This is a genomic window from Altererythrobacter sp. B11 (genome assembly GCF_003569745.1).
Taxonomy (GTDB): Bacteria; Pseudomonadota; Alphaproteobacteria; order Sphingomonadales; family Sphingomonadaceae; genus Croceibacterium_C.
On the sequence record NZ_AP018498.1, the window covers coordinates 228,031 to 246,106 of the forward strand.

21 protein-coding genes are annotated in these 18,076 nt (G+C 66.1%); 11 read left to right on the forward strand and 10 right to left on the reverse strand.

The features are described 5' to 3' along the window. Positions 1–7: 7 nt before the first annotated feature. The 5 genes from AEB_RS00990 to AEB_RS01010 form a co-directional block, all read right to left on the reverse strand. On the reverse strand, positions 8–1,069 hold the full coding sequence (locus AEB_RS00990; protein WP_119081413.1) for a ribonucleotide-diphosphate reductase subunit beta: 1,062 nt from the start codon (positions 1,067–1,069) through the stop codon (positions 8–10). Positions 1,070–1,217: 148 nt separating this feature from the next. Further along, positions 1,218–1,529 (reverse strand): hypothetical protein, encoded by a 312-nt coding sequence (locus tag AEB_RS00995; protein WP_119081414.1) that lies wholly within the window; start codon positions 1,527–1,529, stop codon positions 1,218–1,220. Positions 1,530–1,575: 46 nt separating this feature from the next. Continuing rightward, complete coding sequence (locus AEB_RS01000) at positions 1,576–1,863, reverse strand: hypothetical protein (protein WP_119081415.1); 288 nt, start codon at positions 1,861–1,863, stop codon at positions 1,576–1,578. Between the two features lie 148 nt (positions 1,864–2,011). Further along, positions 2,012–3,970, reverse strand: a complete 1,959-nt coding sequence (locus AEB_RS01005) for a ribonucleoside-diphosphate reductase subunit alpha (RefSeq protein WP_442858065.1) — start codon at positions 3,968–3,970, stop codon at positions 2,012–2,014. 300 nt (positions 3,971–4,270) lie between these two features. Further along, positions 4,271–4,450 carry a hypothetical protein gene (locus tag AEB_RS01010; protein WP_119081417.1) on the reverse strand — a complete coding sequence of 60 codons (180 nt, stop codon included), beginning with the start codon at positions 4,448–4,450 and terminating at the stop codon, positions 4,271–4,273. Positions 4,451–4,978: 528 nt separating this feature from the next. On the opposite strand from AEB_RS01010, the gene AEB_RS01015 reads away from it, so the two are divergent. Next, entirely contained in the window at positions 4,979–5,281 is a 303-nt protein-coding gene (locus tag AEB_RS01015) for a GIY-YIG nuclease family protein (protein WP_119081418.1), read from the forward strand. A 201-nt stretch (positions 5,282–5,482) separates the two neighbouring features. Here the strand turns inward: AEB_RS01015 and nadB are convergent, their stop codons facing one another. Both nadB and AEB_RS01025 read right to left on the reverse strand, forming a co-directional pair. After that, positions 5,483–7,075, reverse strand: coding sequence for an L-aspartate oxidase (gene nadB / locus AEB_RS01020; RefSeq protein WP_119081419.1), 1,593 nt, complete (start codon positions 7,073–7,075; stop codon positions 5,483–5,485). A 76-nt stretch (positions 7,076–7,151) separates the two neighbouring features. Beyond that, the gene (locus tag AEB_RS01025) at positions 7,152–8,084 is read right to left on the reverse strand and encodes an ABC transporter ATP-binding protein (protein ID WP_119081420.1); all 933 of its coding nucleotides are present in this window, start codon (positions 8,082–8,084) and stop codon (positions 7,152–7,154) included. Positions 8,085–8,194: 110 nt separating this feature from the next. Here AEB_RS01025 and AEB_RS01030 point away from each other — a divergent pair, with 110 nt between their 5' ends. The 4 genes from AEB_RS01030 to phoA all read left to right on the forward strand — a co-directional run bounded on the left by AEB_RS01030 (position 8,195) and on the right by phoA (position 11,062). Continuing rightward, the gene (locus AEB_RS01030; RefSeq protein WP_119084378.1) at positions 8,195–8,449 is read left to right on the forward strand and encodes a zinc-finger domain-containing protein; all 255 of its coding nucleotides are present in this window, start codon (positions 8,195–8,197) and stop codon (positions 8,447–8,449) included. Positions 8,450–8,549: 100 nt separating this feature from the next. Next, entirely contained in the window at positions 8,550–8,951 is a 402-nt protein-coding gene (locus AEB_RS01035; RefSeq protein ID WP_119081421.1) for a hypothetical protein, read from the forward strand. 4 nt (positions 8,952–8,955) lie between these two features. Further along, positions 8,956–9,510, forward strand: a complete 555-nt coding sequence (locus AEB_RS01040) for a DUF924 family protein (RefSeq protein ID WP_119081422.1) — start codon at positions 8,956–8,958, stop codon at positions 9,508–9,510. 106 nt (positions 9,511–9,616) lie between these two features. Next, entirely contained in the window at positions 9,617–11,062 is a 1,446-nt protein-coding gene (gene phoA, locus AEB_RS01045; RefSeq protein WP_119081423.1) for an alkaline phosphatase, read from the forward strand. Between the two features lie 21 nt (positions 11,063–11,083). Here the strand turns inward: phoA and AEB_RS01050 are convergent, their stop codons facing one another. From AEB_RS01050 to pyk, 3 genes are all read right to left on the reverse strand, one after another. After that, entirely contained in the window at positions 11,084–11,716 is a 633-nt protein-coding gene (locus tag AEB_RS01050) for a YceI family protein (RefSeq protein ID WP_231958841.1), read from the reverse strand. 64 nt (positions 11,717–11,780) lie between these two features. Further along, positions 11,781–13,457 (reverse strand): FAD-dependent oxidoreductase, encoded by a 1,677-nt coding sequence (locus AEB_RS01055; RefSeq protein ID WP_119081424.1) that lies wholly within the window; start codon positions 13,455–13,457, stop codon positions 11,781–11,783. Positions 13,458–13,605: 148 nt separating this feature from the next. Then, complete coding sequence (gene pyk / locus AEB_RS01060; RefSeq protein ID WP_119081425.1) at positions 13,606–15,060, reverse strand: pyruvate kinase; 1,455 nt, start codon at positions 15,058–15,060, stop codon at positions 13,606–13,608. 45 nt (positions 15,061–15,105) lie between these two features. Between pyk and AEB_RS01065 the strand changes: the two genes are divergently transcribed. From AEB_RS01065 to AEB_RS01090, 6 genes are all read left to right on the forward strand, one after another. Further along, positions 15,106–15,414, forward strand: coding sequence for a DUF1244 domain-containing protein (locus AEB_RS01065; protein ID WP_119081426.1), 309 nt, complete (start codon positions 15,106–15,108; stop codon positions 15,412–15,414). A gap of 103 nt (positions 15,415–15,517) precedes the next feature. After that, complete coding sequence (locus AEB_RS01070; protein ID WP_119081427.1) at positions 15,518–15,754, forward strand: DUF2312 domain-containing protein; 237 nt, start codon at positions 15,518–15,520, stop codon at positions 15,752–15,754. Positions 15,755–15,864: 110 nt separating this feature from the next. Beyond that, positions 15,865–16,182, forward strand: coding sequence for a heavy metal-binding domain-containing protein (locus AEB_RS01075; RefSeq protein ID WP_119084380.1), 318 nt, complete (start codon positions 15,865–15,867; stop codon positions 16,180–16,182). A 111-nt stretch (positions 16,183–16,293) separates the two neighbouring features. Next, the gene (locus tag AEB_RS01080) at positions 16,294–17,037 is read left to right on the forward strand and encodes a YebC/PmpR family DNA-binding transcriptional regulator (protein ID WP_119081428.1); all 744 of its coding nucleotides are present in this window, start codon (positions 16,294–16,296) and stop codon (positions 17,035–17,037) included. Between the two features lie 166 nt (positions 17,038–17,203). Next, positions 17,204–17,677 carry a crossover junction endodeoxyribonuclease RuvC gene (gene ruvC, locus AEB_RS01085; RefSeq protein ID WP_119081429.1) on the forward strand — a complete coding sequence of 158 codons (474 nt, stop codon included), beginning with the start codon at positions 17,204–17,206 and terminating at the stop codon, positions 17,675–17,677. Continuing rightward, complete coding sequence (locus tag AEB_RS01090; RefSeq protein WP_119081430.1) at positions 17,677–17,991, forward strand: antibiotic biosynthesis monooxygenase family protein; 315 nt, start codon at positions 17,677–17,679, stop codon at positions 17,989–17,991. Before ruvC ends, AEB_RS01090 begins: the two co-directional genes overlap by 1 nt. Positions 17,992–18,076: the final 85 nt, after the last annotated feature.

Below are 18,076 nucleotides of genomic sequence, written 5' to 3' on the forward strand. Positions count from 1 at the left end.
GCCGCCCCTACTCCGCCGCCTGCACCCCATCCGCGTCGCCGAACAGGCCGGGGCCGTCGTCCAGCGCGTCGTTGGCTTCTTCGCCCTTCTTCGCCTTGTGGCGCTTGTCGAAGCTGCTCCACACGTCGTTCCAATTGCCGCGCGTGGCGGCCTTGGAATATTCGGTGGCGCGGGTTTCGAAGAAATTGGCGTGCTCCACGCCGTTCAGCAGCGGGGCGAGCCAGGGCAGCGGGTGATCGTCCACCATGTAGATCGCCGGCAGGCCGAGCTGGCCCAGCCGCCAGTCGGCGATGTAGCGGATGTAGCGCTTGATCTCCTTGGCCGTCATCCCCGGCACCGGGCCCATTTCGAAGGCCAGGTCGATGAAGGCATCTTCCAGCCGCACCGTCTTCTGGCACATGTCCATGATGTCTTCCTTCACGCTGCGGGTGAGGCAGCCCCGCTCCGCACAGAAGGCGTGGAACAGGCGGGTGATGCCTTCGCAATGCAGCGATTCGTCGCGCACGGACCAGCTGACGATCTGGCCCATGCCCTTCATCTTGTTGAAGCGCGGGAAGTTCATCAGCATGGCGAAGCTGGCGAAGAGCTGCAGCCCTTCGGTGAAGCCGCCGAACATGGCCAGCGTGCGGGCGATATCCTCGTCCGTATCCACGCCGAACATCTGCAAATAATCGTGCTTGGCCTTCATCTCCTCGTATTCGAGGAACATGCCATATTCGCTTTCGGGCATGCCGATGGTGTCGAGCAGGTGCGAATAGGCGGCAATATGGATCGTTTCCATATTGCTGAAGGCCGCCAGCATCATCTTCACCTCGGTGGGCTTGAACACGCGGCCGTATTTCTCGTGATAGCAATCCTGCACTTCCACATCCGCCTGGGTGAAGAAGCGGAAGATCTGGGTGAGCAGGTTGCGCTCATGGTCGGAGAGCTTCTGCGCCCAGTCGCGGCAATCCTCGCCCAGCGGCACTTCCTCCGGCATCCAGTGGACCTGCTGCTGCCGCTTCCAGAACTCATAGGCCCAGGGATATTCAAAGGGCTTGTAGGTCTTGCGGGCTTCGAGCAGCGACATGTTGTGGTCTCCGGGCGTGTTCGCGTGAAGTTCCAACATAGGGAATCATGCCCCGGAAGCGAAGGCAAGCGGATATGATTCGGCGTGGATAAGCGGAAATTTGCCCCGCCTCGCCGGGGCGGCCCCGGGGCGAGCGCACGCGCGCGGTTCAGCGCTGGCGCAGCAGGCCGGAGCGGCGCAGCAGGCCGATGGCCACCAGCGTGATCAGCAGGGGGGTGGACCACATCCAGGTGAACAGCGCCGCCTCCACCCAGCCGCGATTGTCGGGCAGGTGGAAGCTGCACATATAGGCCTTGAGGATACCGTCCGGCTGGCAGGTGGAGGGCCAGAGCGAACGGCTGGCCAGGAACCAGCCCAGCACCACCCAGCCCGCCTGCGCCAGATACAGCACGACATAGCGGCTCATGCCGATCTCGGCATGTCCGAACTGGAAGGGTATCTTTCGGCCGCGGCTGCGCATGGCGCACCCATAGCGCAGCGATGGTTAAGAATTGGCTAGGGCGCCCTCAGTCCCGGCGGCGGGAGCGGGAGGTGAACCACGATCCCCCGCCCAGCACGGTCACGCCGAGGAAGAAGCCGAAATCGTACCACCCGCCATTGTTGGGCACGGCATAGACGGCGATGTCGGGGCTCACCAGCGAGCCGATCCAGGCGAAGGGGAAGATGAAGCCCTGCCACAGCCCCAGCAGGAAACCCGGCGCGCTGGGCGCATTGCTCACCGCATCGGGCGACTGGCTGGCGCAGGCGGCCAGCAGCAGGGCGAGGCCGATGGCGGCCGCCGCGCGGCGGATCATGCCCCCGCCTCCCCGTTCATCGCGGACAATCGCATGGCGATCGCGGGGGCGGGATGATCTGCGGAACCGGCAGCAGGCATGGGCGGAACCTCCTTCATGGGCTGGCGGATAAACCCGGCGCCCGGCGCGAAGGTTCCGCCTCAAGCGTTTACTGGCAGGCGAGGCATTCCTCGTAATCGGTCTGTTCGCCGGCCAGTTCGAACTTCGCCGCGTCCTTGGTGTTGTCCGCTTCCACGCCGCCGGCGAAGCCCGCGCGCTGCACGCTCTTGCTGCGCAGGTAATAGAGCGACTTGATGCCCTTCTCCCACGCCTGGAAGTGCAGCATCATCAGGTCCCACTTGTCGACATCGGCGGGGATGAACAGGTTGAGGCTCTGCGCCTGATCGATGAAGGGCGAACGGTCGGCCGCGAATTCGAGCAGCCAGCGCTGGTCGATTTCGAAGCTGGTCTTGTACACCGCCTTTTCTTCCGGCGTCAGGAAATCCAGATGCTGCACCGATCCGCCCTTTTCGAGGATCGAGTTCCACACATTGGTGGAATCCTTGCTCTTCTTCTGCAGCAGCTTTTCCAGATAGGGGTTCTTCACCACGAAGCTGCCCGACAGCGTCTTGTGCGTGTAGATATTCGCCGGGATCGGTTCGATGCAGGCGCTGGTGCCGCCGCAGATGATGCTGATGCTGGCCGTGGGCGCGATCGCCATCTTGCAGGAGAAGCGCTCCATCACGCCCATATCTTCCGCATCGGGGCACGGGCCGCGCTCCTTCGCCAGCACCATGGAGGCCTCGTTGGCCTTCTGGTGGATGTGCTTGAACATCTTGAGGTTCCACACCTTGGCCATCGGGCTTTCGAAGCCGATGCCCTTGCTCTGCAGGAAGGAGTGGTAGCCCATCACGCCCATGCCCACGCTGCGTTCGCGCATGGCGGAATATTTCGCCCGCGCCATCTCCGTGGGCGCGCGGTCGATGTAATCCTGCAGGACATTGTCGAGGAAGCGCATCACATCCTCGACGAAGCGCTTGTCGCCGTTCCACTCGTCCCACTTCTCGAGGTTGAGCGAGGAGAGGCAGCACACCGCCGTGCGATCATTGCCCAGATGGTCGATGCCCGTGGGCAGGGTGATCTCGCTGCACAGGTTCGAGGTGGAGACCTTCAGCCCCAGCTCGCGGTGATGGCGCGGCATCATCCGGTTCACCGTGTCGGAGAAGACGATATAGGGCTCGCCCGTCGCCAGGCGGGTTTCCACCAGCTTCTGGAACAGCGCGCGCGCATCCACCGTCTTGCGCACCGAACCATCGCGCGGGCTGAGGAGATTGAACTCGCTGCCGTTGCGCACCGCTTCCATGAATTCGTCGGTCAGCAGCACGCCGTGATGCAGGTTCAGCGCCTTGCGGTTGAAATCGCCGCTGGGCTTGCGGATCTCCAGGAACTCCTCGATCTCCGGATGCGAGACGTCGAGATAGCATGCGGCGGAGCCGCGCCGCAGCGAACCCTGGCTGATCGCCAGCGTCAGGCTGTCCATCACCCGCACGAAGGGGATGATGCCGCTGGTCTTGCCGTTGAGGCCCACCGGCTCGCCAATGCCGCGCACATTGCCCCAATAGGTGCCGATGCCGCCGCCGCGGCTCGCCAGCCACACATTCTCGTTCCAGGTGCCGACGATGCCTTCCAGGCTGTCTTCCACCGAGTTCAGATAGCAGCTGATCGGCAGGCCGCGATTGGTGCCGCCGTTGGACAGCACCGGGGTGGCCGGCATGAACCACAAATTGGAGATATAGTCATACAGCCGCTGCGCATGCTCCGCATCGTCGGCATAGCAATCGGCCACGCGGGCGAAGAGATCCTGATAGCTTTCGCCGGGCAGCAGATAGCGATCGGTCAGCGTTTCCTTGCCGAATTCGGTCAGGTTCGCATCACGCGCCGGGTCGGTCTGCACATCGAAGCGCCGCGGGCGGACGGACTTGGAATCGTCCTGCGAGAGGGCGGCCTGCTGTGCCGCTTCGGCCAGGGCCGCACCTGCGGCCGCAGCCACCAGCTGTTCGCTACCGGAATCGTTGTTGTCCATCACCTTGGATGTGGGTTTGCCTCCGGCCGTTTTCGAGGAGTTTATCGCCGTTCTTTGGCTCGCGTGTCCCGCGTCAACTTCGATTTGCTCCACGGAATCCAAGAGTCCATCCTCGCGAAATGCCATAATTGGTCCCCCACTGATCTCGCCGGGCAGGGTGCGAATCGTGATACTCCGAAAAGCTAAGCCTTTCAGAGACCAAGACTCAAATCACTTTCTGACTTTTCGAAGACCCTTCATCTTGTGGGTCTCCGCCCGCCTTCCGGCTAGTGGTGGTGGTTTTGAATCGATCTACACTGGATGTCAACAAGCTCGTCCAGAGATTTATTTGGTGGCCGTTGACCCTCAAAATGGGGGCTCTTGACCGTCCGACTCGCCGTCCCACGGGAGCATGTCTGCATCGTCGAAATTGTCGTTCACGAAAAGGCACCAGCGAAAGCCCTCAGTCCCCCGAAAGCTGTCCACAACATAGGTGCAGCGGTTCACGAAACCCGCGACCTCGAACGGAACCCTTCGCCTGCTCATATGAAACTCCTTCCCTCTGGACATCTGAAGAACAAATCAACATCTAGTGCCTTCGGGCAAAGGATGTGCGCTAGATAGTGATTGTTGTCGGGGGCAATATGCAAGGGGAATCTTGCGAGACGCCCCGGTCAAGGCAAACCCGACCGATCGAATACGCTTGTGGAAAGGAGCGGCAGGCGCGAAAAAGCTGGGGTCGCGCGCACCGCAAGAGGCTTTTTGAATCGGTGCAAAAATTTCTGCCCAGGGAATATCGCTGCGGCGACTTGAATCTTTGGAATCCGGCGGGGGAATCTTGCTGCGGAAAGCGGGCCGGATGGGATCGAAATGTGGGCGAGTTGCAAGGTTGGCGCGCATCCTTCGACAGGCTCAGGATGAGCGGGTGCTGGTTATGGGAGCGCATCCTTCGACAAGCTCAGGATGAGCGGCGTGGGGTTTGGCGGAGCGCGGGAAGCGGGTACTGGCGAATTCCCCCCAAATCCGCTCATCCTGAGCCTGTCGAAGGATGCGCACTGACGGTAAAGCAGCGCGATGGTCTTCTACGCCTACCTCCTGCGCTGCAATGACGGCTCCTATTACGCCGGCCACACGGACGACCTCGATCAACGCATGGCGCAGCACCAGACGGGTGCGCTGGGTGGCTACACCGCCGCGCGCAGGCCGGTCACGCTGGTGTGGTCAGGCGATTTTCCCACGCGGGAGGAGGCGTTTGCTGCAGAACGACGGGTTAAGGGCTGGACCCGTGCCAAGAAGGAAGCGCTGATTGCCGGTAACTGGGAGCGGGTCCGCGCTCTTGCTCGCAATCGGCAGGGCAAGCGGGAGGATGAAGAGTAGCGGCCTCGGCGCGCGTCCTTCGACAGGCTCAGGACGAGCGGAAGAGGGAGGAGAGTTGGGAGCGCATCCTTCGACAGGCTCAGGATGAGCGGGGGTGGTGATCCGGAAAACAGGAGTGGGCAGCCTCCTACCCCCATCCGCTCATCCTGAGCTTGTCGAAGGATGCGCTCCAGCCAGGCCCGCCAGCCAGACATCCGCCCCTCAGGGCACCAGCACGGTATCGCGCGCCACCGCATCCGTCTCGGGATAGTCCAGCGTGTAGTGCAGCCCGCGGCTTTCGTGGCGGCGGAGGGCGCTTTTGACGATCAGGTCCGCGCATTGCAGCAGGTTGCGCAATTCGATGAGGTCGGTGGTCACGCGGAAGTGGCCGTAATAATCCTCCACCTCGTCATACAGCATCTTGATGCGGTGGGCGGCGCGTTCCAGCCGCTTGGTGGTGCGCACGATGCCGACATAGTTCCACATGAAGCGGCGGATTTCGGTCCAGTTCTGCTTGATGATGACCTCCTCGTCGGAATCGGTCACCCGGCTTTCATCCCATTCGCGAATCGGCGGCGGCGCGTCGAAGCTGCCCCAGTTGGCGAGGATGTCGCGCGCGGCCGCATCGCCGAAGACGAAGCATTCGAGCAGCGAGTTGGAGGCGAGGCGGTTGGCGCCGTGGAGGCCGCTTTCGGTACACTCGCCGGCGGCATAGAGGCCCGGTAGATCGGTGCGGCCGGCGAGGTCGATCAGGATGCCGCCGCAGGTGTAATGCTGCGCGGGCACCACCGGGATCGGCTGCCGCGTCATGTCGATGCCGAGGCCGAGCAGCTTTTCATAGATGTTGGGAAAGTGCCCCGAGACGAATTCGGGCGGCATGTGGCTGATATCGAGATGGACGTAATCGAGACCGAAGCGCTTGATCTCCGCATCGATCGCGCGGGCGACCACGTCGCGCGGGGCGAGCTCCATCCGCTCCGGATCGTATTCCTCCATGAAGCGGCGGCCGTCGCGCGGGTTTATCAGCCGCCCGCCCTCGCCCCGCACCGCTTCGGTGATGAGGAAGTTCTTGACCTCGAGATTGTAGAGGCAGGTGGGGTGGAACTGCATCATCTCCATATTGGAGACGCGCGCCCCCGCGCGCCAGGCCATGGCGATGCCATCGCCGGTGGCGCCGCGCGGCGCGGTGGAGAATTGATAGACGCGCCCCGCCCCGCCCGCAGCGAGGATGGTGGCCCGGGCGGTATAGGCTTCCACCCGCCCCGTTGCCGTATCCAGCGCATAGGCGCCCCACACGCGGCCGGAGCCGGAATAGCGCTGTTCGTGCCGGCCGGTGATCAGCTCCACGCAGGTGCGATCGGGCAGCAGGGTGATGTTGGGGCTTTCCTCCGCCGCCTTCAGCAGCGCGGCCTCCACCGCCCAGCCGGTGGCATCGTTCACATGCACGATGCGGCGGTGCGAATGGCCGCCTTCGCGGGTGAGGTGGAGTTCCGCCCCCTCGGTGTTGAAAGGCACGCCCAGTTCCACCAGCCGCTCGATCGCGCGCGGGGCGTTCTCGATCACGAATTCCACAGTCTCGCGCCGGTTGAGGCCGGCGCCGGCGACCATGGTGTCGCGGATGTGATCTTCGAAAGTGTCGCCCGTATCGAGCACGGCGGCGATCCCGCCCTGTGCCCATGCGGTGGAGCCGCTGTTCAGCTGCCCCTTCGCCAGCACCAGCACGCGGCAGGATGTCGCGAGGGTGAGCGCGGCGCTGAGCCCGGCGGCGCCGGATCCGATGATGAGGACGTCATATTCGTGCTGCGTGCTTGCCATGGCGCGTTCATGGCGGCGCGAAACGCCGGCGGCAAGCGGGATAGATACGGAGCGCCGCGCGGGCGCGGCGCGCGGTTCAGGCGGGCCCGCCCTTGGCGGCGGTGGTCAGCTGCACGAACACGTCTTCCAGATCAGGCTCGCGCGTGGTCACATCCTGGATGGCGAAGCCGAGCTGCTGCACGCGTTCCAGCACCTGCCCGGCGCTGTAGCGATCGCGGTCATAGGTGACTTCCAGCGTGCGCGGATCGGTGAGTTGGCACTTGAGGAATTCCTCGGGCGCGGGCGGCGCCGGCAGATCGCGGTCCACGGTGATGCGCACGATCTTCTCGCGCGCCATGCCCACCAGCTCGCGCGTGGGCTTGTTGGTCACCAGCTCGCCATGGTTGATGATGGCGATGCGGTCGCACAGCTGCTCCGCCTCTTCCAGATAGTGCGTGGTGAGCACCACGGTCACGCCTTCGGCATTGAGCTCGCCCACCAGTTCCCACAGCTGGCGGCGCAATTCCACGTCCACGCCCGCGGTCGGTTCGTCCAGCACCAGGATGGGCGGGGAATGGACCATGGCCTTGGCGATCAGCAGGCGCCGCTTCATCCCGCCCGAGAGGGTGCGGGCATAGGCATTGCGCTTGTCTTCCAGCCGCACGGCGCGCAGCAATTCCTCGCTGCGGCGCAAATGCTTCGCCACGCCATACATGCCGCCCTGGTTTTCCAGCACCTCGAACGGGGTGAAGAAGGGATCGAACACGATTTCCTGCGGCACGATGCCGATCGACAGCTTGGCGTTGCGATGATCGCGGTCGATATCGTGGCCCCAGATCTCCACCGTGCCGGAGGTCTTCATCACCAGCCCGGCCATGATGTTGATGATGGTGGACTTGCCCGCGCCATTGGGGCCGAGCAGGCCGAAGATGCCGCCCTGCGGCACATCGAAGCTGACGCCTTTCAGCGCCTGCTTGCCGCCTTCATAGGTCTTCGCCAGATCCCGGATGCTGATTGCCGCGTCGCTCATGCCTGCGGCATCTAGGACGCCGGGCGCCGTTCGCCAACCTGTTGCTGAAATCGGCGCGCGGCGGCGGTGGATATTGCGGGAATCGCCGCGGCGCGATAGGGCGCCTGCCCATGGACAACGCGCCCGAAACAACCCTGGTCGACAGCCCGCGCGTCTGGTGCGACGGCGCCGGCGACATTCGCAACGGCCCGAACTTCCGCCCGGCGGCACTGGGCCACCCGCGGGTCTATATGCAGATCGACGAGAAGGGCTATGTCGATTGCGGCTATTGCGATCGCCGCTTCGTGCTGAAGGGCGGCCCCGCCGAACGCAGCCTGCACGAGCTGGACGTGGGCGATCTTCCGCCGGAAGAACACCGCGCCTGAGCGCCAGCGGTTTGCGGCAAGCCGGGGGCTTGACCGGACAGGCTGCATTCACCAGCTTTGCGCTACGGGGGGTGGATCGTCCCAATAGGGGAGATTTGCCATGAAGACGATTTTCAAGACACTGGCGGGCGCCGTGCTCGCCTGCTCCATCGCCGCCGTGCCGGCGCAGGCCGAAACGCGCGCGGAAAAGGGCCAGAAGGAACTGGCCAAGATGCTGGAAGGCCGCGTGGCCGGGCAGCCGGTATCCTGCATCAACCAGAACCGCACCGACCGGCTGAAGGTGATCGACCACACCGCCATCGTCTATGACGCGGGCAAGACGATCTATGTCGCGCGGCCCAGCGATCCCCGGTCGCTGGACGATAACGACATCCTCGTCATCAACCGCTTCGGCAGCCAGCTGTGCACCAGCGACATGATCCGCACGGTGGATCGCAGCGCCGGCTTCATGACCGGGGTCGTGTTCCTCGACAACTTCGTGCCCTACACCAAGGCGGACTGATCGCTTGGCCGCCCCGCAACGCCGCTGGGCGGCCGAACTGCTCCACTTCTGGTTCCACCGCCTCGGCCCCGCCGACTGGTTCGGCGGTGGGCCGGAAGTGGATGCCGCCCTGCGCGATCGCTTCGCGCGCGATCTGGCGATGCTGTCCTGCCGCCCGGCGCGGGAGTTCCTGGCCGATCCGCAGATCGCGCTCGCCGCAGTCCTGCTGTTCGACCAGGTGCCGCGCAACATCTATCGCGACAGCGCGCTGGCCTTCGCCTTCGATCCGCTGGCGCAGGCGATCACGCGCGGCGCATTGCGGCGCGGCTGGGGCGCGCGACTGGGCAAGCAGCAGCACCAGTTCCTGGCCATGCCGCTGATGCACAGCGAGGATATGGCAGACCAGCGGCGCTGCCTGCGCATCTTCCGCACTCTGGGGCCGCGCTATGGCCTGCCCTTCGCGCGCAGCCATTACGCGATGATCGCGCGCTTCGGCCGCTTCCCCCACCGCAATCCGGTTCTGGGGCGCGAAAGCTCCCGCGCGGAACGGCGCGCGGTGGCGGCGGGCAACAGCTGGTAGGCGCTGCCCCTCCCCCGCGTGCCGCGCGGCTGACATAAAGCCTTCACACAGCCGGCCTAGGCGGACGCCCGACTGGCCGTTCCCGGCCGCAGAAGGACATTCCCCGATGAAGAAGCTCGCGCTCGTCTGGCTTGCCGGCGCCGCTCTTGCCATGCCCTGCGCGGCGCAGGATGTGTCGCAGGACCAGCTGCTGCAGCGGGGCAAGGCGGGCGATGCGGCCGCTGCCGGGGGCGCGCGGCGCCTGCAGGGCGATGGCAGCGCGGCCTATGCGGCCATGGCCGCCGCCGATGCGCGGGCCGAAGTGCGCAATGTGATCCTGCTGATCGGCGATGGCATGGGCGATTCCGAAATCACCCTGGCGCGCAACTATGCCGAAGGGGCCGGCGGCTATTTCAAGGGAATCGATGCCCTGCCGGTGAGCGGGCAATACACCCATTATTCGCTCGACCGGGAGACCGGAAAGCCTGTCTATGTCACCGATTCCGCCGCTTCGGCCACGGCCTTTTCCACCGGCGTGAAGAGCTATAACGGCGCCATCGGCGTGGACATCCACGGGGCGCCGCACGCCAGCCTGCTGCAGCTGGCCAAGGCGGCCGGCCTTGCCACGGGCGATGTCTCCACCGCCGAGCTCCAGGACGCCACGCCCGCCGCGCAGATCGCCCATGTGGCGGACCGCGACTGCAAGGGGCCGGAGGAAACGAGCACGACCTGCCCGACCGATGCGCTGGAGAACGGCGGGCGCGGCTCCATCGCCGAACAATTGCTGGAAGTCCGCCCCGATGTGGTGCTGGGCGGCGGCGCGCAATATTTCCGCCAAACCGCCCCGGCCGGCCAGTGGCAGGGGCGCTCGCTGCTGGACCAGGCCGCGGCGCGCGGCTTCACGCTGGTGACGGACGCCGGCCAGCTGGCGGCCGTGCAAGCCGCCGGGCCGGACAAGCCGCTGCTGGGCCTGTTCGCCGATGGCAATCTGGCCGTGCGCTGGAAGGGCCCCCGCGCCACCTATCACGGCAATATCGACCTGCCGCCGGTGACCTGCGTGGCCAATCCGGATCGACCGGCAGACCAGCCCACGCTGGCCGCGATGACGCGCAAGGCGATAGACCTGCTCTCCGCCCGCAAGACCGGTTTCTTCCTGCAGGTGGAAGGCGCCTCCATCGACAAGCAGTCCCACGCCGCCAACCCCTGCGGCCAGATCGGCGAGACGGTGGATCTGGACGAGGCGGTGCAGGCGGCGCTGGAATTCGCGCGCAAGGACGGCCACACGCTGGTGATCGTGACGGCCGACCATGCCCATGCCGGGCAGATTATCTATGCCGATGAAAAGGCGCCCGGCCTCACCCAGGCGCTGCTGACGAAGGACGGCGCGGTGATGACGGTGAGCTACGGCAATGCGGAGGAAGGCTCCATGGGCCACACCGGCACGCAATTGCGCGTCGCCGCCTACGGCCCGCGCAGCCTCAACCTCACCGGCCTGCTTGACCAGACGGACGTGTTCTACATCATGCGCGATGCGCTGGGGCTCGCAGGCGGCCCCGGGGCCGCCCGCAAGTAAACGCGCCGCCGCGTCGGACGATCAGCCCTGCGGCACGCGGGTGAAGGTGATGCTGAAGCTCACCGGCACGGAAGGCGTAATGGCGGGCAGCTTGGCCAGTTCCTGCAGCTTGGCGAGGCCTTCGCCGAGGCCGAAGCTGTCGCCATCGACGATGATCGGCTTTACCGTTTCGACCACCACCTTGTCCGGCCCGGCGCGCAGCACGCGCAGGTCGGCGTCCACCTCCTGCTCCACGCCATGCAGGCTGAGTGCCGCATGCACCGGCATCGTCATGCTGTCGCCCACCGCCAGATCGCCGAAGGCCGCGGGATCGAGCTGTGCGGTGACCTGCGCCTTGGGATAATTCGCCACGTCGAACAGGATCGCGCGCATCCGCTCGTCCCGCACGTCCACGCCGGTTTCGAGCGAAGAGAGGTCGATCGCCAGCTCGGCACCGCCATCGGGCGCCACCGATCCGCTCACCGCGTTGAAGCTGTGCGCCTCCACCACGGAACCGGCCTTCACCGTGACGAAGGCGAAATCCGTATCCTGGGAATCCACCGTCCAGGAATTGTCGGTCAGCGGCTCGGGATCGGCATCGGCGCAGGCGGCCAGTGCCAGCAGGCAGGCGAGCGCAGGCGCTTGCATGCGGATGAAGCGGTAAGGGGGGATCACCGGTGGTCTCCAGTCGAATAATCGGGCGCGACCCGGTGACGATGTAACACACCCGGCTGCGCGCTCAAGCCGGCGCCGGCTCCGCCCCCTGCGCGGCGGTCGGCTCTTCCGCCTGCTCGCGGGCGAACAGCGCGTGGATCTGCGCCACCACCGCCGCGCCATCGCCCACCGCGGCGGCGACGCGCTTGGTGGAACCGGCGCGGACATCGCCGATGGCGAAGGCGCCGGCGAGCGAGGTTTCCAGCCCCAGCTCGCCCTCCCCCGTCACCACGAAGCCTCCGGCATCGGTGGCGATCTCCGGCGGCAGCCAGGCGGAATTGGGATCGGCGCCGATGAACAGGAAGAGGTGCTGCCAGGGATAGGTCTGCTGCGATCCGTCGGACTTGCGGCGCAGGGTGACGGCAGACAGGAGCCCTGCCTCGTCCCCATCGAGCCCCACCACTTCCGCACCGACATGCATCGTCACATTGGGCAGGGCGGCGATGCGGTCCACCAGATAGCGCGACATGGTTTCTTCGATCGGGCGGCGCACCACCAGGTTCAGCTGCTTCACCCGCGGGGCGAGGAAGACGATCGCCTGCCCGGCGGAATTGCCGCCGCCCACCAGCGCCACCTCCTGCCCTTCGCACAGCCGCGCCTCCACCGGCGAAACCCAGTAGAAGATCCCCGCGCCTTCGAAGCGTTCGAGATTTTCGACGTCCAGCCGCCGGTATCGCGCGCCGGATGCGATCACCAGCGCCCGCGCCTGCAGGCTGCGCCCGTCACTGGCGGACAGGTGGAAGCGGTCCCCCTGCTTCGCCAGCCTTTCCACGCCGAGCGGGATGGCCATTTCCGCGCCGAATTTCAGCGCCTGGTTGAAGGCGCGGCCGGCCAGCGCCTGACCCGAAATGCCGGTGGGGAAGCCGAGATAGTTCTCGATCCGGGCAGAGGCACCCGCCTGCCCGCCCATGCTCTGTTCGTCCAGCACGATGACCGAGAGGCCTTCGGACGCCGCATAGACCGCGGCCGCGAGGCCCGCCGGCCCCGCGCCCACGATCGCCAGATCGTGCAGCGCCGTGGGATCGATGGCCGTGCCGATACCGAGGCAGCAGGCCACCTGGCGCTCGCTCGGGCGGCGTAGGATCGCACCCGCAGGGCAGACGACCAGCGGCAGTTCGGCGGGGGCAACGCCCAGCCGCTCCACCATCATCTTGCCTTCGCCTTCCACCGCCACGTCCAGCACCAGGACGGGGTAGCCGCTGCGATGAAGGAACTCCTGCAGCTTCACCACATCCGGGCTGTCCGGCTCGCCAATGATGATCGTGCCCGCGCCGCCTTCCTCGATCAGCGCCACCCGGCGCAGGATCAGCGCGCGCATGACCGTTTCGCCCAGTTCGGCCGAACCGATCATTAGCGCCCGAAGGTGCGGCGCGTCGATCGGGAAGGCGGTGCACCCCTCCGGCCCGGCGCGGCCACGCGCGATCGAGGCATTGCCCGCCAGCTGGTTGATTTCCCCGGTGAACTGGCCGGGTCCATGGACGGTAACGAGTGCCTCGCGATCCAGCCCGTCGCGCCGGAAGATCTCCAGCCGCCCCTCAACCACCACCCAGGCCGGCGAATTGCGCTCCCCGATGGCATAGACATCCTCGCCGGGGGCGAAGGACCGTTCCGGGCCACTGGCGAAGCGCCGCGCGACGGCGATTTCCGTGCCGTTGAGGACAGGAAACAGCTGATGCTCGCGGCTCGAAAGCGTGTCTGCCATTGGCGTCTCCACACAAAGGGCTGCCGGCACGCCCGCGCGAATCCCCTCGCGCGTGGCCGCCGGACCGCAGCCATCATACGCCGCAGCGGCGGGCGATGTCTCGAACAGACCTTCGTGTGATTGCGCGCGCCGCAGGGGACGCGACGGCTCAGCCTTCGTGCTTCGCCAGCTCGTCGCCCGTCAGCGTCACCACATGGAGGAGGTTCGTCGCGCCCGAAACGCCGAAGGGCACGCCGGCCATCACCACGATCCGGCTGTCCTTGCCGCCGAAGCCGTGGCGCAGCGCCATCCGCTTGCCCTTGCCGATCATCTCTTCGAAGCTGCCGATGTCCTTGGTCGCCACCGCATGCGCGCCCCACAGCAGCGAGACGCGCCGCGCCACCTTGACCGAGGGGGTGAGCACCATCACCGGCACGGCCGGGCGTTCGCGTGTCACGCGCCGCGCGCTGCCGCCGGACCAGGTGAACACCACGATGGCGCTGAGGTCCACCGTATCGGCAATGGTCATGCAGGAATGGCTCAGCGCGTCGGCCACGGTGGGCTCGGGCGGCGTGTCCAGCAGGCGGACGCGCAGCTTGTAGTCCTCATCCCGCTCGATCTGGCTGGCGATGGCGTTCATCATCATCACCGCTTCTTCCGGCCATTCGCCGGCGGCGGTTTCCGCGCTCAGCATCACCACGTCCACCCCGTCATAGACGGCGTTGGCAACGTCGGACACTTCGGCCCGGGTCGGCGCGGGGCTTTCGATCATGGATTCGAGCATCTGCGTCGCCACGATCACCGGCTTGCCCTTCAGCCGCGTGGCGTTGACGATCTTCTTCTGCAGCGGCGGCACTTCTTCGGGGTTCAGCTCCACGCCCAGATCGCCGCGCGCCACCATGATGCCGTCGGAATGGTCGATGATCTCGGAAATCCGCTTCACCGCCTGCGGCTTTTCGATCTTGGCGCACAGGGCGATGCGATCGCCCATCAGCTGGCGCGCCTCGATCAGATCCTCCGGCCGCTGGACGAAGGACAGGCCGATCCAGTCCGCCCCCTGCTCCACGGCGAAGGCCAGATCGCGCTTGTCCTTCTCGGTCAGCGCGGGGATCGGGATTTCCGCATCGGGCACGTTCACGCCCTTGCGGTCGGAAATCACCCCGCCCACTTCGGCCTTGCAGACGATGCGGCTATCGCCCGCCTCCAGCACGCGCAGCCGGATCTTGCCGTCGTTGATCAGCAGGCGCTGGCCCGGCTGCATCAGGCCGAACAGTTCCGGATGCGGCAGGCACACGCGATGCGCATCGCCCGGGGTATCGTCCCGGTCGAGCACGAACTGGGCGCCATGCGGGATGATCGCGCGCCCGTCGGCAAAGGTGCCCACGCGCAGCTTCGGCCCCTGCAGGTCGCACAGAATGGCGATGGGGCGGTTGAACTGCTTCTCCAGAGCGCGCACGGCCTTGAAGTTGGCTTCGTGGAACGCATGGTCCCCGTGGCTCATATTGAAGCGGAAGGCGTCGGCCCCGGCGCGGAACAGGCGCCGCAGCATGTCGGGGTCGCGGCTGGCGGGGCCAATGGTCGCGAGGATCTTGACCTTGCGGCTGCGCGGATCGAATTTTGCCATAGGCGCTGCCTATTGCAGGCTGGCACGACAAGACAAGGACAGAAAATGAGCGATACCACCGATCCCCTCGATCAATTGCCCGATGCGGTGGCTGCGGCGGCCTTCCGCCGGCTCGTGCGGCACCTGCGCCACCGCCACGATGCGCAGAATATCGACCTGATGGGCCTGTCCGGATTCTGCCGCAACTGCCTGGCCGACTGGATTCGCGATGCCGGCTATGACGGGGACAAGGCGCAGGCGCGGGCGCTGATCCACGGCATGCCGATGGAGGAATGGAAGGCCCGCTACCAGACAGAGGCCACGCCCGAGCAGCTGGCGAAGATGGAAACCAGCCTGGCGCTCAACCGCGGCTGACCAGCACCCCGGGGGAAAATTTGCGTGCCGGGTTCTCGGACCCGCGGCGCCCGGCTATCGAGCCGCCCAACCGATTCTACCCATCTGACCGGAGAAGCCCCCGATGGCCGAAGCCACTGACGATCGCCTGCGCCTGCTGATCGAGCGCATCGAGCGCCTGGAAGAAGAAAAGAAGGGCATCGCCGACGATGTCCGCGACGTTTATGCCGAGGCCAAGGCCGTGGGCTACGACGTCAAGATCATGCGCCAGATCGTGCGCCTGCGGAAGATGAAGCCCGACGACCGGCGCGAGATGGAAATGGTGCTCGATACCTACAAGGCGGCGCTCGGCCTCGGCTGATCGCGCCCGCTTTCGCTTCCCCGCGGGCGGCCGAAGGCCTATGCTCGCGGGGCAAGAACGAGAGAGGAGAAGGCAGCATGGCAAGCCCCTGGGGCAATGCGCAAAGCGACATGATCGTGACCACCACGCCGACGATCGAAGGCCGCCCGGCGAAGGATTACCTCGGCGTCGTGACGGGCGAAGTGATCGTGGGCGCCAATCTGTTTCGCGACATCTTCGCCTCCATCACCGATCTCGTCGGCGGCCGTTCGGGCAAGTATGAGGAAGTGCTCGCCCGCGCCCGCCGCGAAGCGATCGAGGAGATGACCGAGGAAGCCCGCCGGCTGGGCGGCAATGCGGTGATCGGCGTCGATATCGACTATGAAGTCCTGGGCCAGAACGGTTCCATGCTGATGGTCAGCGTTTCCGGCACCGCCGTCACCCTGTGACCGGCCGATCCGCGCCTCCGCCCGAGGGGTGACGGGGCCGTTCGCCTCCGCTAGAGGGCTGGCCGATTTTCCAACCCCGTTGTTCCACCCGATCCAGACAGACGGACAGACATGGCAGGCCATTCCAAATTCAAGAACATCATGCATCGCAAGGGTGCGCAGGATAAGAAGCGCTCCGCGATGTTCTCCAAGCTCAGCCGCGAGATCACCGTGGCGGCAAAATCGGGCATGCCCGATCCCGACATGAACCCGCGCCTGCGGCTGGCGGTCAACGCCGCCAAGGCGCAGTCCATGCCCAAAGACAATATCCAGCGCGCGATCGACAAGGCATCGGCCAGCGAGGGCGAGGATTACGAGGAAATCCGCTATGAGGGCTACGGCCCCGGCGGCGTCGCGCTGATCGTCGAAGCGCTGACCGACAACCGCAACCGCACCGCCACCAATGTGCGCACCGCCTTCTCCAAGAACGGCGGCAATCTGGCGGCGAGCGGCGCGGTGAGCCACGGCTTCGAACGCAAGGGCCTGATCGAATATCCGGCCGGCGCGGGCAGCGAGGAGAAGGTGCTGGAAGCCGCGATCGAAGCGGGCGCCGACGACGTGGAAAGCAGCGCCGACGGCCACACCATCTGGACCGAGATGGAAGCCCTGCACGAAGTGGCAAGCGCGCTGGAAAAGGCGCTGGGCGAGGCCGAAAGCGTGAAGCTGGCGTGGAAGCCCAACCTCACCGTGGACGTACCGGAGGACGACGCGCAGACGCTGTTCAAGCTGATCGACGCGCTCGACGATGATGACGACGTGCAGACCGTCTGGGGCAATTACGAAGTCTCCGACGAAGTGATGGAAAAGCTGGGGTGACGTGGCAGGGCCGGACCAGCCGCTGCCCTGCCTTGTTCCAGCTTCGTCATGCTGAGCTTGTTTCAGCATCCACCCGGCCCGCCGCTCCGTCCGTGCGGGCGGCGGATTGGACCCTGAAACAAGTTCAGGGTGACGAAACAGGGGCGGGTGGCACGCGGGCCCTCTCATGCTGATCCTCGGCCTCGATCCCTCGCTCACCTGCACCGGCTGGGGCGTCCTGCGCAGCGAAGGCGTGCGGCTTTCGCATGTCGCAAATGGTCAGGTGAAGACGGACACGCAGGCGCCCATGGTGGACCGGCTGCACCATCTGCATGATGCGATCTATGCGGTGATCGGCCAGTACGCCCCCGATCGCGTGGCGGTGGAGGAGGTGTTCCTGAACAAGAACCCGCAATCCACGCTCAAGCTTGCGCAGGCGCGCGGCGCCGTGCTGGCGGCCTGCGGGCGCGCATCCGTGCCGGTGGCGGAACACGCCACGCGGCTGGTGAAGAAGGCGCTGGTGGGCACGGGCGCCGCGGAGAAGGCGCAGGTGCAGGCGATGCTGAAGGTGCTGCTGCCCGGCGCGAAAGTGGCCGGCCCCGATGCGGCGGACGCGCTGGCGGTGGCGATCGCCGATGCGCATCTGGGCGGGGGCCGCTGATGTTCCTGGTGGTGTTCCGCAACCGCAAGCGCGCGGATATGGATCAGGCGGCCTATGCGGCCGATGCCGCGCGGATGGCGGAACTGGCGCGGGAGCAGCCGGGCTATCTCTCCTTCAAGAGCTATGTCGCCGATGACGGCGAAGTGATCGCCCTGTCCGAATGGCGCGACGAAGCCTCCGCCCGCGCCTGGGGCCGGCTGGCCGACCATCGCGTGGTGCAGGCCCGCGGGCGAGCGGATTATTACGCCAGCTACACGCTGTTCGCCTGCGACGCCCCGCGCATCCACCACTTCGAAGCGCCGCCGCAAGGCTGAGCAGAGCCTGTCCTACACGGCGCCGGCCGCGCTACCCGCCGCGCCATGCTCCCGGCCCCCGCCCTTCCCTCGCATACCCCTGTTA

Excerpts from the sequence above, each read along its gene's own strand:
- AEB_RS00990 (WP_119081413.1), bottom strand. The coding sequence starts at position 1,069 with ATGTCGCTGCTCGAAGCCCGCAAGACCTACAAGCCCTTTGAATATCCC.
- AEB_RS00995 (WP_119081414.1), bottom strand. The coding sequence starts at position 1,529 with ATGCGCAGCCGCGGCCGAAAGATACCCTTCCAGTTCGGACATGCCGAG.
- AEB_RS01000 (WP_119081415.1), bottom strand. The coding sequence starts at position 1,863 with ATGATCCGCCGCGCGGCGGCCGCCATCGGCCTCGCCCTGCTGCTGGCC.
- AEB_RS01010 (WP_119081417.1), bottom strand. The coding sequence starts at position 4,450 with ATGAGCAGGCGAAGGGTTCCGTTCGAGGTCGCGGGTTTCGTGAACCGC.
- AEB_RS01015 (WP_119081418.1), top strand. The coding sequence starts at position 4,979 with ATGGTCTTCTACGCCTACCTCCTGCGCTGCAATGACGGCTCCTATTAC.
- nadB (WP_119081419.1), bottom strand. The coding sequence starts at position 7,075 with ATGGCAAGCACGCAGCACGAATATGACGTCCTCATCATCGGATCCGGC.
- AEB_RS01025 (WP_119081420.1), bottom strand. The coding sequence starts at position 8,084 with ATGAGCGACGCGGCAATCAGCATCCGGGATCTGGCGAAGACCTATGAA.
- AEB_RS01030 (WP_119084378.1), top strand. The coding sequence starts at position 8,195 with ATGGACAACGCGCCCGAAACAACCCTGGTCGACAGCCCGCGCGTCTGG.
- AEB_RS01035 (WP_119081421.1), top strand. The coding sequence starts at position 8,550 with ATGAAGACGATTTTCAAGACACTGGCGGGCGCCGTGCTCGCCTGCTCC.
- phoA (WP_119081423.1), top strand. The coding sequence starts at position 9,617 with ATGAAGAAGCTCGCGCTCGTCTGGCTTGCCGGCGCCGCTCTTGCCATG.
- AEB_RS01055 (WP_119081424.1), bottom strand. The coding sequence starts at position 13,457 with ATGGCAGACACGCTTTCGAGCCGCGAGCATCAGCTGTTTCCTGTCCTC.
- pyk (WP_119081425.1), bottom strand. The coding sequence starts at position 15,060 with ATGGCAAAATTCGATCCGCGCAGCCGCAAGGTCAAGATCCTCGCGACC.
- AEB_RS01065 (WP_119081426.1), top strand. The coding sequence starts at position 15,106 with ATGAGCGATACCACCGATCCCCTCGATCAATTGCCCGATGCGGTGGCT.
- AEB_RS01070 (WP_119081427.1), top strand. The coding sequence starts at position 15,518 with ATGGCCGAAGCCACTGACGATCGCCTGCGCCTGCTGATCGAGCGCATC.
- AEB_RS01075 (WP_119084380.1), top strand. The coding sequence starts at position 15,865 with ATGATCGTGACCACCACGCCGACGATCGAAGGCCGCCCGGCGAAGGAT.
- AEB_RS01080 (WP_119081428.1), top strand. The coding sequence starts at position 16,294 with ATGGCAGGCCATTCCAAATTCAAGAACATCATGCATCGCAAGGGTGCG.
- ruvC (WP_119081429.1), top strand. The coding sequence starts at position 17,204 with ATGCTGATCCTCGGCCTCGATCCCTCGCTCACCTGCACCGGCTGGGGC.
- AEB_RS01090 (WP_119081430.1), top strand. The coding sequence starts at position 17,677 with ATGTTCCTGGTGGTGTTCCGCAACCGCAAGCGCGCGGATATGGATCAG.